Origin of the sequence: Dietzia sp. SL131 (assembly GCF_026672565.1) — a bacterium.
Taxonomy (GTDB): Bacteria; Actinomycetota; Actinomycetes; order Mycobacteriales; family Mycobacteriaceae; genus Dietzia; species Dietzia kunjamensis.
In genome coordinates, this window is sequence record NZ_JAPPRI010000003.1 from 1,105,944 (window position 1) to 1,121,487 (window position 15,544).

A 15,544-nucleotide genomic window follows, 5' to 3' on the forward strand; every position below is an offset into this window, starting at 1 on the left:
GGTGCTCAGACGACGACGACCCCGCCCGGGTGGGGGCGGGGTCGTCGGGAGGCGGTGTGGCCGCCGGCGGTAGTCCGGGGGCGGTGGCCCGCCCCGGTCGTCAGGGACGGATGACGTCGGCGGCCTTCGCGCGGACCTCGTCCGTCATCTTCTTGGCCTCGGAGGCCTTCTTGCCCGCCTCCTTCTCGAACCGGGCGGACTTCTTCCTGGCGTCCTTGCCGGCGCGGGTCGCCTTCTTGCGGGCGTCCTTCTTCTTGGCCTGCGCGGCCTTGCGGGCCTCCTCGGCCCGGACCGCGGCGAGTCGGGTGGCGACACCGGCCTGGTCGCGGACCTGCGCGGTGTAGGGCCGGGCCTCGTCGGCCGCTGCGTGGGCCGCGGCGCCCGCCTGCTCGCGGACCTGCGCGGCGATCGGGGCGGCCTGCTCCCGGGCGGTGGCCGCGCGATCCCGCACGCGAGCGGCGACCACCGGCGCGGTGTCACGCACGACCCCAGCGAAGCCGGACGCCTGGTCACGCACCTGATCGGCGACCTCCGGGGCCTTCGCCCGCACGGTGTCGGCCACCTCGGGAGCCTTGTCGCGCACGGCGTCCGCCGCGCCACGCGCCTGATCGGCCACGGTGTGTGCGACACCGGCGAGCGCCGCACCGGCGGCCGCGGACTCGGCCTTCGCCCCGGGCAGCTTCGCGGCCATCTTGTCGCCGGCCTTCCGGGCGCGCCAGGCCACCCCGGGCTGTCCGGCGGTGTCGACCGAGGCGAGGATGAGCCCGCCTAGGAGCGCCACGTCGGTCGCCAGACCGGTGGTCTTGCGACTGCGGGCGTCCTTGTCGGACTCCATCCAGAACGCGTGGCGGCTGACGGTCGAGGGCACGTGGGCGGCGGTGAGCGCGAGCGCCGACAGGCGGGGGGCCTTGCCCAGCGCGAACAGGACGCCCGCGCCGATCTTGACCCCGGCGAGCGCCTTGACGAGCGTCTCGGTGTCCTTGGGGACGGGCGGCACCGATGCGGAGACCGTGTCGTTCACCGCCTGCTCGCCCTTCTCCATCAGCGGGGTGGCCTTGTCGACGAGCGGCGCCGCGTCGGCGACATGGGCCTGCGGATTGCGAAGCGTCTCAACGCCGTCGATGACGAACACCGTGGCGAGCATGGGTCGTGCGAGTCGTCGGATCATCGTTCCTCCTGGATAGGTGGGAGTGCATGGTCGAACCTAGTCCGAACCCGGTGAGGGCGCCTCCGGTCGCGATCCGGGGCTACCCGTCGACGGACCGTCACCGGGGGAGTGTGCTGCGGCGATCGCACACGGTGGCGGTTTGATAACGATTGGATGTCGGCCCACAGGGCGACGGGGACAGGACCCCCGTCGCGGTCACCACCCGCGCTCCCGCCACTCGCCCAGATGCGATCGCTCGGCACCGATGGTGGTGTCGTCCCCGTGTCCGGGATGGACCACGACGTCGTCATCGAGGACGTCGAAGACCCGGGCCTCGAGGTCGTCCATCAGCGAGGCGAAGTCGGCTTCCGAACCGGTCTTCCCGGGGCCGCCGGGGAAGAGGGAGTCCCCGGAGAACAGGTGGGTGCCCGCGTCGGTGCGCAGGACGAGTGCGATGCCGTCCGGAGTGTGACCCCGCAGGCCGATCACCGCCAGCCGGAGGTCGCCGACCACGAGCTCGTCCCCGTGCGCGACATGTCGGTCGGTGGGGACGTCGATGCCCCCGGCGTCGCCGGGGGAGGCGATGGTGGTCAGGCCGAGGGCGGCGACCGTCTCGGCGAGACCGATCCAGTGATCGGCGTGGAGGTGCGTGGTGAGCACCTCCTTGACCCCGGGTGCGCGGTCCCTCAGATGGGAGATCAGCTGCGGCGCGTCGTTGGCGGCGTCGACGAGCAGTACGTCGCCCGTCGCGGTCGACTCGATCACGTAGACGTTGTTGTCCATCTCGCCGACCGAGATCTTGGTCAGTCGGGCGGGGCCCACGGTCCAGCGCTCGCCGGTCAGTCGGCCTCCGGTACGGCCGGAGTAGCCCTCGGTGAGGGTGATGCGGTCGGGTAGTGACTCGGTGGGATTCGACATAACGGCAGGCTACCGACGTCGGGCGCGGTCGGTGGCCGGAAGCGTGTCGTACTACGTTGGTACCTTCGTCTGCGGGAACGGCAGCCATGCGGCAGGTGCGGCTTTCGCCACGGAGACGTGGCGGCCTCCCGACTCGGAAGGAGAACCCATGGTGGACCGTCTGGTCGTCCGCGGCGCACGGGAGCACAACCTCAAGGGCGTGGACATCGACGTCCCCCGCGATTCGCTGATCGTGTTCACCGGACTGTCAGGGTCCGGCAAGTCCTCGCTGGCGTTCGACACCATCTTCGCCGAGGGCCAGCGCCGCTACGTCGAGTCGCTGTCCTCCTACGCCAGGATGTTCCTCGGGCAGATGGACAAGCCGGACGTCGACTTCATCGAGGGACTGTCCCCGGCCGTGTCGATCGACCAGAAGTCGACCAACCGCAATCCCCGCTCGACCGTCGGCACCATCACCGAGGTGCACGACTATCTGCGCCTGCTCTACGCCCGCGCCGGGGTCCCGCACTGTCCCACCTGTGGGGAGGTGATCTCCCGCCAGACCCCACAGCAGATCGTCGACCAGATCCTGGAGGGCGAGGAGGGTGCACGGTTCCAGGTGCTCGCCCCCGTCGTCCGGACACGCAAGGGTGAGTTCGTCGACCTCTTCGCCCAGCTCGCCGCCGACGGTTACAGCCGCGTGCGGGTGGACGGAGAGCTGCACACGCTCGCCGAGCCGCCCGTCCTGAAGAAGCAGGAGAAGCACGACATCGAGGTGGTCGTGGACCGGCTGGCGGCGAAGCCGTCCTCACGGCAGCGGCTCACCGACTCCGTGGAGACCGCCCTGGGGCTGGCGGATGGCGTGATCGTGATCGAGTACGTCGACCTCGACGACTCCGATCCCGCCCGGCACCGCAGGTTCTCCGAGCACATGGCCTGCCCGAACGGGCACCCGATCGCGCTGGACGACATGGAGCCCCGCGCGTTCTCGTTCAACAACCCCTACGGGGCCTGCCCCGTGTGCGACGGTCTCGGTTCCCACCTGGAGGTGGATCCGGACCTGGTCGTCCCGGACCCCGAGCGGTCTCTCGCCGACGGCGCGATCGCACCATGGTCGGGTGGCCAGAGCGCCGACTATTTCCAGCAGTTGCTGACCGGCCTGGCCGGGGACATGGGCTTCGACCTCCGCACCCCGTGGCAGGACCTGCCCGCGAAGGTGCGCAAGGCCGTGATGGGGGGCGCCCCCACCAAGGTCCGGGTACAGTACCGCAATCGGTTCGGCCGCGTCCGGACCTACGACGCGAAGTTCGAGGGCGTGATGTCGTTCCTCAAGCGTCGCCTGGACCAGACCGAATCGGAATCGCAGAAGGAGCGCTACCAGGGCTACATGCGCGAGGTCCCGTGCCCGGGATGCGACGGCACCAGGCTCAAGCCGGAGATCCTCGCCGTCACCCTCGCCGGGCCCGGGGGCATGGAGCGCTCGATCGCCGACATCAGCCGTATGTCCGTGGAGGACTGCGCTGCGTTCCTGGACGGGCTCGAACTCGACCCGCGCCAGGCAATGATCGCCGGTCGTGTCCTCAAGGAGATCCAGGCACGGATGGGCTTCCTGCTCGACGTGGGGCTGGACTATCTGTCGCTCGACCGCGTCGCCGGCAGCCTGTCGGGCGGCGAGGCCCAGCGGATCCGCCTGGCCACGCAGATCGGGTCGGGCCTCGCGGGCGTCCTCTACGTCCTGGACGAGCCGTCCATCGGCCTGCACCAGCGGGACAACCGGCGACTGATCGACACCCTCGTCCGGCTGCGCGACCTCGGCAACACGCTCCTGGTGGTGGAGCACGACGAGGACACCATCCGCTCGGCGGACTGGATCGTCGACATCGGGCCGCTCGCCGGTGAGCACGGGGGCCGGGTCGTGCACTCGGGCGACTACGAGGGGCTCCTGGCTGCCTCCGAATCGCTGACCGGCGACTACCTCGCCGGGCGTCGTCAGATCGCCATCCCGGACAAGCGGCGCGCTCCGAGCCCCGACAAGCGTCTGCACGTGAAGGGCGCCCGGGAGAACAACCTCAAGAACGTCGACGTGGTCTTCCCCGGCGGCGTGCTGTGCGCGGTCACCGGCGTCTCCGGCTCGGGCAAGTCCACTCTGGTCAACGACATCCTCGCGACCTCGCTGGCCAATCAGCTCAACCGGGCCCGGCAGGTGCCCGGCCGGCACTCCCGGATCGACGGCGTGGACGGGTTCGACAAGCTCGTCCAGGTGGACCAGTCGCCGATCGGTCGTACCCCGCGCTCCAACCCCGCCACCTACACCGGCGTGTTCGACAAGATCCGCACCCTCTTCGCCGCCACCACCGAGGCCAAGGTCCGCGGGTACAAGCAGGGCCGGTTCTCGTTCAATGTCAAGGGTGGGCGCTGCGAGGCCTGCCAGGGTGACGGGACGTTGAAGATCGAGATGAACTTCCTGCCGGACGTCTACGTGCCGTGCGAGGTGTGCCACGGGGCGCGGTACAACCGCGAGACCCTAGAAGTGCACTACAAGGGCAAGACCATCGCCGAGGTGCTGGACATGCCCATCGAGGAGGCGAGCGAGTTCTTCGAACCGATCACCTCGATCCATCGCTACCTCCAGACCCTCACCGAGGTGGGGCTCGGATACGTGCGGTTGGGTCAGCCCGCCCCGACCCTCTCGGGTGGTGAGGCCCAGCGCGTCAAACTGGCCGCCGAACTGCAGAAGCGCTCGAGCGGGCGGACGGTGTACATCCTCGACGAGCCGACCACCGGTCTGCACTTCGAGGACATCACCAAACTGCTGTTGGTCATCCAGGGGTTGGTGGACAAGGGCAACACGGTCATCGTGATCGAGCACAACCTCGACGTGATCAAGAGCGCCGACTGGGTCATCGACATGGGGCCCGAGGGCGGTGCCGGGGGCGGCTCGGTCGTGGCTGAAGGCACCCCGGAGCAGGTGGCGACCGTACCCGGGAGCCACACCGGCCGTTTCCTTGCCGAAGTGCTCCCCGGCGTGGCCGACGGGGAGGCCGAGGCCCCGACTGCGACCGAGGTCACCGAGCAGACGACGGGGAAGAAGGCGTCGGCGAGGAAGTCACCGAAGAAGAAGGCTGTCGCCACGACGAACCAGTCCTCGAAGAAGCAGGCCGAGAAGACCGCCGAGGCGGGGTCAGCGGCGTCCGCGACGGCCAAGAAGACCGCTGCGAAGGCAGCACGTAAGGCGCGCGCCCTACGCTGACGGCTTCCCGGTCCGGGACGGATGGCCCCGGACCGGGGCCCGTCGGGTCAGCGCGGCGCGGTCAGTGGGCGGCGCGGTCGGCGCGGCGCGGTCAGTAGACCGGGCCGGTGAACTTCTCGCCGGGGCCCTCGCCGGGCTCATCGGGGTACGCGCTGGCCTCGCGGAACGCGCGCTGCAGCCCCTGTAGACCGTCCTTGACGACCCGGGCCTGCGGCCCCAGGTGTTCGGCCGACCCGGCCACCAGGCCGGCGAGGGCCGTGATGAGCTTGCGGGACTCGTCGAGATCCAGTCGCGGGCTGGCGGAGGGGTCGTCGTCGGAGAGCCCCAGTTTCTCAGCAGCGGCACTCATGAGGACGACGATCGAACGGAAGATGATCTCCTGTGCGGAGACGTCCGCCAGATCGACGACCTCGACCTCGCGGGCGTCGAGGTGCCCCTCGAGCAGGTTCTCGGCGGCGGCCTGGTCGGTGGAGGCGGGCTGGTCGGTGGTCATGCCGAACACTGTCCCACGGACCGGTCGATATCGTGTCGCCAGCCACCGGTTTGGGGGCAACGCCGACGACTGGTACAGTCAACTCCCGACTGTGGGAACCTGCTACGTAGTGGGTTCCATCGTCCAAGAGGAGCCCGATCTCCCACCATCCGACGCCGGAAGGCAGTTTGATGGTCACCACCCCGACGAGGGGCCGCGAGTGATCGCGGAAGTCTCGTCGTCGACGGGTGAGGAGTGAGAGGCCCCCGGCATCCCTGCCGTGGGGCCTTCTCGGTTTCACCGGCGTACCCGGTGTGGCCCGGGGTCCCTCGAGGGCGGATGCGCGACCGCGCCAGTGGTCGCGACAGAGCACCATCTACCGAGGAGGGCCCATCAGCGCCGAAGCACGTATCAACGAACGAATCCGTGTCCCCGAAGTCCGACTCGTCGGCCCCGGGGGCGAGCAGGTGGGGATCGTTCGCGTCGAGGATGCACTTCGTCTGGCCCTGGAGGCCGATCTGGACCTCGTCGAGGTCGCGCCCACCGCGCGCCCGCCGGTCTGCAAGATCATGGACTACGGAAAGTTCAAGTACGAGGCGGCGCAGAAAGAGCGCGAGTCGCGGAAGAACCAGCAGCAGACCGTGGTCAAGGAGCAGAAGCTCCGTCCGAAGATCGATACCCACGACTACGAGACCAAGAAGGGGAACGTCGTCCGTTTCCTGGAGAAGGGCTCGAAGGTCAAGGTCACGATCATGTTCCGCGGACGTGAGCAGTCCCGCCCCGAGCTGGGCTTCCGTCTGCTCCAGCGCCTGGCGGACGACATCACCGAGTACGGATACGTGGAGACCAGCGCCAAGCAGGACGGCCGCAACATGACCATGGTCGTCGCCCCCCACAAGGGCGCCAAGACCCGCGCCAAGGCGCAGGAGTCCAAGGTCACGGACCCCGCTTCCGAATAGGCACTCCGCCGCCCAGACCACGGACGCCCGACGTCCGCACACCCGAGGTCCCACCGGGCCTTCCGGGACGAACCATGTGAGGAAGACCGATCATGCCGAAGATGAAGACCCACAAGGGCACCGCCAAGCGCTTCCGGAAGACCGGAACCGGCAAGCTGGTCCGCCAGCAGGCCAACCGTCGCCACATCATGGAGAAGAAGCCCACCAAGCGCACCCGTCGCCTCGACGGCCGTACGGATGTCGCCCCGGCCGACGTCCCCCGCATCAAGCGGCTTCTCGGGCTCTGAGCCCTCCCACCACCGAAGAGACTTCCGGTCGCCCACGAGCGACCGGCCCAAACCAGTGAGGATTGATCAGTGGCACGCGTGAAGAGGGCAGTCAACGCCCAGAAGAAGCGTCGGACCGTACTCGAGTCCACCAAGGGCTACCGCGGACAGCGTTCGCGGCTGTACCGCAAGGCCAAGGAGCAGATGCTCCACTCGATGACCTACAGCTACCGCGATCGTCGTGCGCGCAAGGGCGACTTCCGCAAGCTGTGGATCTCCCGCATCAACGCCGCGGCCCGCGCCAACGACATGACGTACAACCGCTTCGTCCAGGGCCTCAAGCTCGCGGGCGTCGAGGTCGACCGCAAGGTCCTCGCGGACCTCGCCGTCACCGACCCGGCCGCCTTCACGGCGCTGGTCGAGGTCGCGCGCAAGGCGCTTCCGGCCGACGTCAACGCGCCGGCTGCCTGACACCCGCGAATTGACGAACACTCCGCCCGCACAGGGCACGGGACGACCCGCGGATCCGTTCACCGAACGGACCCCGCGGGTCGTTTCCGCATCCAAGCTCCACCGCGCCGCCGCCAGGCGTGAGGCCGGCCGGTTCCTCGCCGAGGGGACCAACTCGGTCGAGGCGGCGGTGGCCACCGGCGTCGCGGTCGAGATCTTCTGCACCGCCGACGCACTCGACCGGTTCGCCGGCCTGGTCGACGCGGCCCGTTCCGCCGGGATCCCGGTGTCCGTGGCGACCGACCGGGCCCTGAAGGGACTCTCGGACACGGTCACCCCCACGGGCATCGTCGCGTTGTGCCGCGCCGTGGCGCGCACGGCGACCGGGGATCCCGTCGCCGACGGGCCCGCGTCCGGGACCGAACCGCAGCCCCGGTTGGTCGCCGTCGGCCAGGCGCTGTCCGAACCCGGCAACGTCGGCACCCTGGTCCGCGTCGCGGACGCGCTCGGGGCCGACGCGGTCTGGCTCACCGAGGGGGCGGCCGACCCGGAGAACCCCAAGGCGGTCCGGGCGTCCGCCGGCAGCCTGTTCCATCTCCCGGTCGTGCGGCGGATCGCCGAGGACCACCTGATCGACCGGGCGCACCGGGCGGGACTGCAGGTGGCGGTCGCCGATGCCCACGGCGAAGTGGACGTCGAGCGGGCGGACGAGGCCCTCGCCGAGCCGACCGCGTGGATCTTCGGCAACGAGGCCCACGGGGTGCCCGAGCACCTCGCCGCGCGCGCGGATCTCCGCGTCCGTATCCCCATCCGTGGAAGGGCCGAGAGCCTGAACATCGTCACCGCCGCCTCCATCTGCCTCCACACGAGCGCCCGGCTGCTGGCGGGATCATGACCGCGACCCTCACCGCCCGCGGATTCGGCGCCACCCGCGGGGCGCGGACCCTGTTCGACGGGCTCGACCTCGTCGTCGAACCCGGAGACGTCTGGGGCCTCACCGGACCTAACGGCGCCGGAAAGTCCACTCTCCTCCACGCGCTGGCCGGCGACCCCGTCGCCGAGATGACGGGACAGCTCACCCTCAGCCCGCCGGACGCCACGGTCGGGCTCCTCCGACAGGAGGTGGAGCGCGACGACGACGAGGTGGTCCGCGACTTCCTGCACCGCGTCACCGGCGTCGCGGACGCGCTCGAGCGGATGAACGCGCTGGCAGGGCAGATGGCGGATTCCGACTCGGCCGCCGACGCCTACGGGGACGCCCTGGAGCGCTGGTTGGCGCTCGGCGGTGGCGACCTCGACGAGCGGATCCCCGTCACCGCAGCCCGGCTGGGGCTGGACGACACGGTCCCGGACCTGCCGATGTCGGCGCTGTCGGGAGGGCAGGCCGCCCGCGTGAACCTCGGCGCCGTGCTGCTCAGCCAGTACGACATCCTGCTGCTGGACGAGCCCACCAACGACCTCGACCTGGCGGGGTTGGCCGTCCTCGAGGATTTCATGCAGGCCGAACGGCGCCCGATGGTGGTGGTCAGCCACGACCGCGAGTTCCTGGCCAGGTGCGTCACCGGCATCGTCGAACTGGACTCGGCCCAGCAGCAGATCGCCGTCTTCGACGGCGGCTACGAGGCATACCTCGCCGAACGGGCGCTGGCACGGCAACGGGCCCGCGACGCCTACGAGGAGTACGCGGGCCGGGTCGATCAGCTGAAGGACCGCGTGCAGACACAGAAATCCTGGCTGGACAAGGGCGTGCGCAACACGATGCGCAAGACCGGCGGAAAGGACGCGGAGCGCGACAAGCACATCCGGAACCGGGCGGGCCAGCGCTCCGAGAAGCAGGCCGCCAAGATCTCCCAGTCCGAGCGGGCGATGGAACGCCTCGAGGTGGTCGCCGAACCGCGCAAGGAGTGGGAGCTGCAGATGGAGATCGCGACGGCGCCCCGCTCCGGTTCCGTGGTGGCCGTGCTCGCCGAGGCCGTCGTGCGCCGCGGCGACTTCGTCCTCGGCCCGGTGACCCTGCAGATCGATGCCGGGGACCGGATCCTCATCAGCGGATCGAACGGCTCGGGCAAGACCACGCTGCTCGCCGCGATCACCGGGGAGCGGTCGGTCGACTCGGGCCGCGCGACCGTCGGGTCGGGGGTCCAGCCCGGGACGGTGGACCAGGCACGGACGGAGTTCGGCGGGCCGGACCCGCTGCTGGACACGTTCTGCGTCGCCGCCGACTCGGCCGGCCTCGACCCCACCGAGGCCCGCACCCTGCTCGCCAAGTTCGGGCTCGGTGGAGAGCACGTCGCCCGAGCCTGCGCGTCACTGTCACCGGGGGAGCGGACCCGTGCCGCGCTGGCCCTCCTGCAGCAGCGCGGGGTGAACCTGCTGGTGCTGGACGAGCCGACCAACCATCTGGACCTGCCGGCGATCGAGCAGCTCGAGCAGGCCGTGGACGCGTTCGGCGGCACGGTCCTGCTCATCACCCACGACCGGCGGATGTGGGACGCCTTCCGCGCGACCCGCGAGCTGCTGGTCGACGCCGGGTCGGTGCGGGAACGACACTGACGCGGCTCCCCCCGGCCATCGCCGGGGGGAGCGGGGGCGGGACCGGGGATCGACTAGTCTTGGCCCCGATGCGGGGCGGTCGACGGAAGTCCGCCGTGACGGGGAGGACGAGGGCACCGGTGAGCGAAGACACAGGCGAGGTCCGGATCGACGAGGAGTCGCTGGCGCGGTACTCCGCGGACGCCGAGGCCGCGTTCGCCGCCGCGGCGGACCTCGAGGCGTTGGCCGCCGCCAAGACGGCGCACCTCGGTGACCGCAGCCCCATCGCACTGGGCCGCCGCACCCTCGGTTCGCTGCCCAAGGAGCAGAAGGCGTCCGCGGGCAAGGCCGTCAACGTGGCACGGACCCGGGTCCAGCAGGCGTACGACTCCCGCCTGGCCGAACTGCAGGCCGAGCGGGACGCCGCCGTCCTCGTGGCCGAGACGCTCGACCTGACGGTCCCGTCGGGGCGCGCGCCGGTGGGCGCGCAGCACCCCATCACCATCATCACCGAGCAGGTCGCGGACGTGTTCGTCGCAATGGGATGGGAGATCACCGAGGGGCCCGAGGTCGAGGCGGAGCACTACAACTTCGACGCGCTCAACTTCCTCCCCGACCATCCCGCGCGCACCCTCCAGGACACCTTCCACATCGCGCCCGAGGGCAGCCGCCAGGTGCTGCGCACCCACACCTCGCCGGTGCAGATCCGCACCATGCTCGACCGGGAACCGCCGATCTACGTGGCCTGCCCGGGCCGCACGTTCCGCACCGATGAACTCGACGCCACCCACACCCCGGTGTTCCACCAGGTCGAGGGCCTGGCGATCGACAAGGGGCTGACCATGGCGCACCTGCGCGGCGCGCTCGACGCGTTCGCCCGGGCACTGTTCGGTCCGGAGACCCGCACCCGGATGCGGCCCAACTACTTCCCGTTCACCGAGCCCTCCGCCGAGGTCGACGTGTGGTTCCCGCGCAAGAAGGGCGGCGCCGGCTGGGTCGAGTGGGGCGGCTGCGGGATGGTGCACCCCAACGTGCTGACGGCGTGCGGCATCGACCCCGAGGAGTACTCGGGCTTCGCGTTCGGCATGGGCCTGGAACGCACCCTGCAGTTCCGCAACGGCCTGTCCGACATGCGCGACATGGTGGAGGGCGACGTCCGCTTCTCCCTGCCGTTCGGCATCCGCTCCTGACCCGCCGCATCCACCCCCCACCCCAGAAGACGAAGGACCCCACAGTGCGAATTGCGCAGTCCTGGCTGACCGAGATCCTGCAGCGGGCCAACGACGGCTGGTCCGTCAGCCCGGCCGAGCTCGACGCCGGTTTCGTGCGCGTCGGCCTCGAGGTGGAGGGCGAACCGGAGCAGTTGCCCCAGATCGACGGCCCGCTCACCATCGGCCGTGTCAGCAGCATCGAGGAGCTGGAGGGCTTCAAGAAGCCCATCCGCTTCTGTCTGGTCGACGTGGGCGGTGACGAGCCGCAGCAGATCGTGTGCGGCGCCCGCAACTTCGCGGAAGGCGACCTGGTCGTCGTCGCCCTGCCGGGCACCGTCCTGCCGGGCGGGTTCGAGATCGGCAAGCGCACGACGTATGGCAAGCCGAGCGAGGGCATGATCTGCTCTGCCTCCGAGCTGGGGATCGGCTCCGACCACAGCGGGATCATCGTCCTCGCCGAGGGCACCGCCGAGCCCGGGGACCCCGCCGCACCGGTGCTCGCGGCCGGCGCCGGCGAGCGGGACACCGTGATCGAACTCAACGTGACGCCGGACCGTGGCTACTGCCTGTCCGCCCGCGGCCTGGCCCGCGAGCTGGCGTGCGGGTTCGACCTCGACTTCGCCGATCCCGCGGCCGAGCTCGGACTGCCGTCGGAGAAGGAGACCTGGCCGCTCGAGGTGGCCGCCGAGTCCGGTGCCCAGCGGTTCGCCCTGCGCCGGGTCACGGGAGTCGACCCGTCCGCGCGGACCCCGTGGTGGATGGCGCGCCGCCTGCTGCTCTCGGGCGTGCGCCCGATCTCCCCGGCCGTCGACGTCACCAACTACGTCATGCTCGAGCTGGGGCACCCGATGCACGCGTTCGACGCCGCTCGCCTGCAGGGCGGGCTGACCGTCCGCCGGGCCCGCGCGGGGGAGACGCTCACCACCCTCGACGACGTGGAGCGCACGCTCGACCCCGAGGACGTCGTCATCTGTGACGACCGCGGCCCGATCTCGTTGGCCGGCGTCATGGGTGGCGCCAGCACCGAGGTCTCCGACGACACGACCGACGTCCTGCTCGAGGCCGCCGTGTGGGACACCCTCGCGGTGTTCCGGACCATCCGCCGCCACAAGCTCCCCAGCGAGGCGGGCAAGCGTTACGAGCGTGGGGTCGACGCCGCCGCGTCGATCGCGGCGCTGGACCGCGCGGCCACGCTGCTCGCCGAGATCACCGGCGGCACCGTAGAGGCCTCTCTCACGGACGTCGGTTCGGCGCCGGCGATGCCGACGATCGCGTTCGACCCGGAGCGGCCCTCGCGGGTGGCGGGGGTCGGGTATCCGGTGGGGACCACCCGTCGTCGTCTGGAGCAGATCGGGTGCGCCGTCGCCGGTGACGACGCGGTGTTGCTCGAGGTGACCGCGCCGGCCTGGCGTCCCGACCTGACCCTGCCCGCGGATCTGGTCGAAGAGGTGCTTCGCCTGGAGGGGCTGGAGAACATCCCGTCGGTGCTGCCCACCGCGCCCGCCGGTCGCGGCCTCACCGAGTTCCAGCGCGGCCGCCGTGCCGTCGGTCACGCCCTGGCCGCAGCCGGGCACGTCGAGGTGCTCACGTCTCCGTTCTGTGACCCGTCGGTGTTCGACGCCATGGGACTGGACGACGACGACGAGCGCCGCAGCACCATGGCCGTGGTCAATCCCCTCGAGAGCGACAAGGCTCATCTGGCCACCACGCTGCTGCCCTCGCTGGCCGAGATCGCCCGCCGGAACATCACGCGCGGGGCCCGCGACCTCGCGCTCTTCTCGGTCGCGCAGGTGTCCTTCCGGACGCCGACGACGTCCGGGGTCGACATGCTGCCGGTCGATCGGGAGCCGACCCCGCAGGAGCGGGACAGCCTGGCGGCGTCGCTGCCCGACCAGCCGCTCCACGTGGCAGCCCTCTACACCGGTAGACGCGAGCCGGGCGGGCACTTCGGCCCCGGCCGGGAGGCCGACGCCCTCGACGCGGTGGAGGCGGCGAGGATCGTCGGGCGGGCCCTCGGGGCCGAGGTCGAGGTGCGGGCGGCCGAGCGCGCACCGTGGCACCCGGGTCGCTGCGTGGAGGTCCTGGTCGATGGTGGCGACCGCGACGCCGGGCCGGGTGAGATCGTGGTGGTCGGTCACGCCGGTGAGCTACACCCCGCGGCGTGCGAGCGGCTCGGGCTCCCGGCGCGCACGTGCGCGGTCGAACTGGACCTCACCGCGATCGGCGCCCGGGAGGTGCTGCCGGCCCCGACCATCTCGCCGTTCCCGCCCGTGAACCAGGATGTGGCGCTCGTCGTGGACGTGGCCGTGCCCGCTGCGCAGGTCGAGGCTGCACTCCGCTCGGGAGGCGGGGAGCTGCTCGAGAGCGCGCGACTGTTCGACGTCTACACCGGCGCCCAGCTCGGGGACGGGCGTAAGTCCCTCGCCTACGCGTTGACGTTCCGTGCCGACGACCGCACCCTCACGGAGGACGAGGCGAGCGCATGGCGCACGGCCGCCGTCGAGGCGGCGGAGAAGGCCGTGGGGGCGAGCCTGCGTGGCTGACGGCCGACGCCCCGCCGGTGCACGGGTGCCGCGGGTCCTGTGCATCGCGGGCACGGACCCGTCCGGCGGCGCCGGGCTGCTCGCCGACACCAAGGCCGTCGCCGCGATGGGCGGGTACGGAATGGGTGCCGTCACCGCGGTCACGATCCAGAACACCGTCGGGGTGACCGGGGTGCACGCCGTGCCCGTCGACGACGTGATCGCCCAGCTCGACGCCGTCGCCGATGACGTGACGATCGACGCCGTCAAGATCGGCATGCTCGGTGAGGCCGCTCTGGTGGAGGCGGTCGGCGACTGGCTTCGTCGTCGTCGTCCACCCCACGTCGTCCTCGACCCGGTGATGGTGGCCACCACCGGAGGCCGGCTGGCCAGTGAGGACGCGGCGCGGATGCTGCGGGACCTCGTCCCGCTGGCGGACCTGGTGACGCCCAATGTCCCCGAACTCGCGGTGCTGTGTGGCGGCGAGCCCGCGGAGCACATCGAGACGATCGTCGGGCAGGCCGAGCTCGTGCACGAGCAGACCGGCTGCGCGGTGCTCGCCACCACGGGCGATCTGGACGACGGCAGTGCGGAGGACGTGCTGGTGGAGTCCGAGGGGGACCGACGCACGACGCTGCGCCTGCCGTTCGTCCGCGTCGACACCCCGCACACGCACGGCACCGGGTGTTCGTTGTCCTCGGCGCTGGCCACCGCGCGGGTGGGGGAGAGGGACTGGGAGGCGGCCTACCGCCGCGTCCGCCCGTGGATCGACGGGGCCCTCCACGGCGGTCTCACCCTGGAGGTCGGCCGCGGTTCCGGCCCGCTCGACCACACCTGGTTCCTGCACCGCTGACCTGGGACGGCGCGGCCGTCCGCACCGACTGTGTCGTACACCTGTGCGAGTATCGGTTCCGCCGAACGGCCGAGACGATCAGGAGCAGACAGTGAACACCTCCCACAACACCTCCCACAACACCTCGCAGGGCACCTCGCAGACCCGATCGCAGGACGGGCACGAGGGCGCCGGGCCCCCCTCGTCAGAGAAGGCGTTGGACAGGGTCCGCAAACTCTTCGCCAAAGCCGAGAGCGTGGCGGGCACGCCCGAGGCCGAGGTCCTGCTCGAGCGTGCCTACGCCCTGCTCGCCAAGTACGGCGTCGACGAGGCGCTCGCGCGGACCGGTCCGGATACCGCCGCCGCCGAGGTGGCGGTCATCGACCACGTGATCTCCGGGAGCTATCAACCCGACCAGGTGGGACTGGTGGCCGCCCTCGCCGCCGCGATGCACTGCCGGGCCGTCACGTCCGCCCGCGGCGACGGCACCCGGGTCGTGCACATCGTGGGGGTTCGCCGCCACGTCGAGCGGGTGGGCATGCTCGCCGGGGCCCTCACCGGGGTCATGCTCGCCGCAGCGGCCAGACAGCGGCCCTCCCCGGGTGTCTCCGCGGTCACCCACCGCAAGTCGTTCATGACCGGTTTCGCCTTCGAGGTGGGGCGGAGACTGGAGGCCGCCGAGCGGGGCGCGGTGGCCGAGAGCCGGGACGCCGCGGGCGCCGGACTCGTCCTGCGGTCCGACTCGCAGCGGGCGGAGACCGAACTCCGTCGGCGCTTCCCGACCGCCGTCCGCGGTGCCCGCAGGCGGGTCGGTACGTCCGGGATCGAGGAGGGGCGTCGGGTCGGTGGCTCGGTGGATCTCGGCCAGCGCCGCTTCACGGGCGGCCGCCGGCAGATCGGGGCCTGACCCCGCACGCGGGGCGCCGGGCGGCGGGGCGTCGGACGGCGGGGGGCGGGGCAAGGGGCGCGGCTCGCCGGGGGAGATGCAAAACATTGCAAAGTGGTG

The 15,544-nt window shown here is 71.2% G+C and carries 13 protein-coding genes; 10 read left to right on the forward strand and 3 right to left on the reverse strand.

Translation table 11 applies throughout. The features are described from left to right. Positions 1 to 100 precede the first annotated feature (100 nt). Together OVA21_RS05975 and OVA21_RS05980 are read right to left on the reverse strand one after the other, a co-directional pair. The gene (locus OVA21_RS05975) at positions 101 to 1,168 is read right to left on the reverse strand and encodes a DoxX family protein (RefSeq protein WP_096905568.1); all 1,068 of its coding nucleotides are present in this window, start codon (positions 1,166 to 1,168) and stop codon (positions 101 to 103) included. 195 nt (positions 1,169 to 1,363) lie between these two features. Then, positions 1,364 to 2,065, reverse strand: coding sequence for an MBL fold metallo-hydrolase (locus tag OVA21_RS05980; RefSeq protein ID WP_096905567.1), 702 nt, complete (start codon positions 2,063 to 2,065; stop codon positions 1,364 to 1,366). Positions 2,066 to 2,213: 148 nt separating this feature from the next. Here OVA21_RS05980 and uvrA point away from each other — a divergent pair, with 148 nt between their 5' ends. Further along, a complete protein-coding gene (uvrA, locus tag OVA21_RS05985; RefSeq protein ID WP_096905566.1) occupies positions 2,214 to 5,294 on the forward strand; it encodes an excinuclease ABC subunit UvrA in 3,081 nt (1,026 codons plus the stop codon). A 91-nt stretch (positions 5,295 to 5,385) separates the two neighbouring features. Here uvrA and OVA21_RS05990 read toward each other — a convergent pair whose 3' ends face one another. Next, complete coding sequence (locus tag OVA21_RS05990; protein ID WP_069390177.1) at positions 5,386 to 5,787, reverse strand: DUF1844 domain-containing protein; 402 nt, start codon at positions 5,785 to 5,787, stop codon at positions 5,386 to 5,388. Positions 5,788 to 6,140: 353 nt separating this feature from the next. On the opposite strand from OVA21_RS05990, the gene infC reads away from it, so the two are divergent. The 9 genes from infC (at position 6,141) to OVA21_RS06035 (ending at position 15,445) form a co-directional block, all read left to right on the forward strand. Beyond that, the gene (infC, locus tag OVA21_RS05995; RefSeq protein WP_082923789.1) at positions 6,141 to 6,725 is read left to right on the forward strand and encodes a translation initiation factor IF-3; all 585 of its coding nucleotides are present in this window, start codon (positions 6,141 to 6,143) and stop codon (positions 6,723 to 6,725) included. A gap of 92 nt (positions 6,726 to 6,817) precedes the next feature. Then, the gene (gene rpmI, locus OVA21_RS06000) at positions 6,818 to 7,012 is read left to right on the forward strand and encodes a 50S ribosomal protein L35 (RefSeq protein WP_007630819.1); all 195 of its coding nucleotides are present in this window, start codon (positions 6,818 to 6,820) and stop codon (positions 7,010 to 7,012) included. Between the two features lie 69 nt (positions 7,013 to 7,081). Further along, on the forward strand, positions 7,082 to 7,462 hold the full coding sequence (gene rplT, locus OVA21_RS06005; protein WP_007630820.1) for a 50S ribosomal protein L20: 381 nt from the start codon (positions 7,082 to 7,084) through the stop codon (positions 7,460 to 7,462). Between the two features lie 10 nt (positions 7,463 to 7,472). Then, entirely contained in the window at positions 7,473 to 8,336 is an 864-nt protein-coding gene (locus OVA21_RS06010; protein ID WP_067714052.1) for a TrmH family RNA methyltransferase, read from the forward strand. Further along, positions 8,333 to 9,994 carry an ABC-F family ATP-binding cassette domain-containing protein gene (locus OVA21_RS06015; RefSeq protein ID WP_268092007.1) on the forward strand — a complete coding sequence of 554 codons (1,662 nt, stop codon included), beginning with the start codon at positions 8,333 to 8,335 and terminating at the stop codon, positions 9,992 to 9,994. The genes OVA21_RS06010 and OVA21_RS06015 overlap by 4 nt, the downstream gene beginning before the upstream one ends. A gap of 119 nt (positions 9,995 to 10,113) precedes the next feature. Next, positions 10,114 to 11,163: a phenylalanine--tRNA ligase subunit alpha gene (gene pheS, locus OVA21_RS06020; protein ID WP_120285900.1), complete on the forward strand. Its 1,050-nt coding sequence runs from the start codon at positions 10,114 to 10,116 to the stop codon at positions 11,161 to 11,163. Between the two features lie 44 nt (positions 11,164 to 11,207). Continuing rightward, positions 11,208 to 13,727, forward strand: coding sequence for a phenylalanine--tRNA ligase subunit beta (gene pheT, locus OVA21_RS06025; protein WP_268092009.1), 2,520 nt, complete (start codon positions 11,208 to 11,210; stop codon positions 13,725 to 13,727). Then, a complete protein-coding gene (gene thiD, locus OVA21_RS06030) occupies positions 13,720 to 14,559 on the forward strand; it encodes a bifunctional hydroxymethylpyrimidine kinase/phosphomethylpyrimidine kinase (protein WP_182633928.1) in 840 nt (279 codons plus the stop codon). Before pheT ends, thiD begins: the two co-directional genes overlap by 8 nt. A 91-nt stretch (positions 14,560 to 14,650) precedes the next feature. After that, a complete protein-coding gene (locus OVA21_RS06035) occupies positions 14,651 to 15,445 on the forward strand; it encodes a DUF2786 domain-containing protein (RefSeq protein ID WP_268092010.1) in 795 nt (264 codons plus the stop codon). The last annotated feature ends 99 nt before the right edge of the window (positions 15,446 to 15,544 follow it).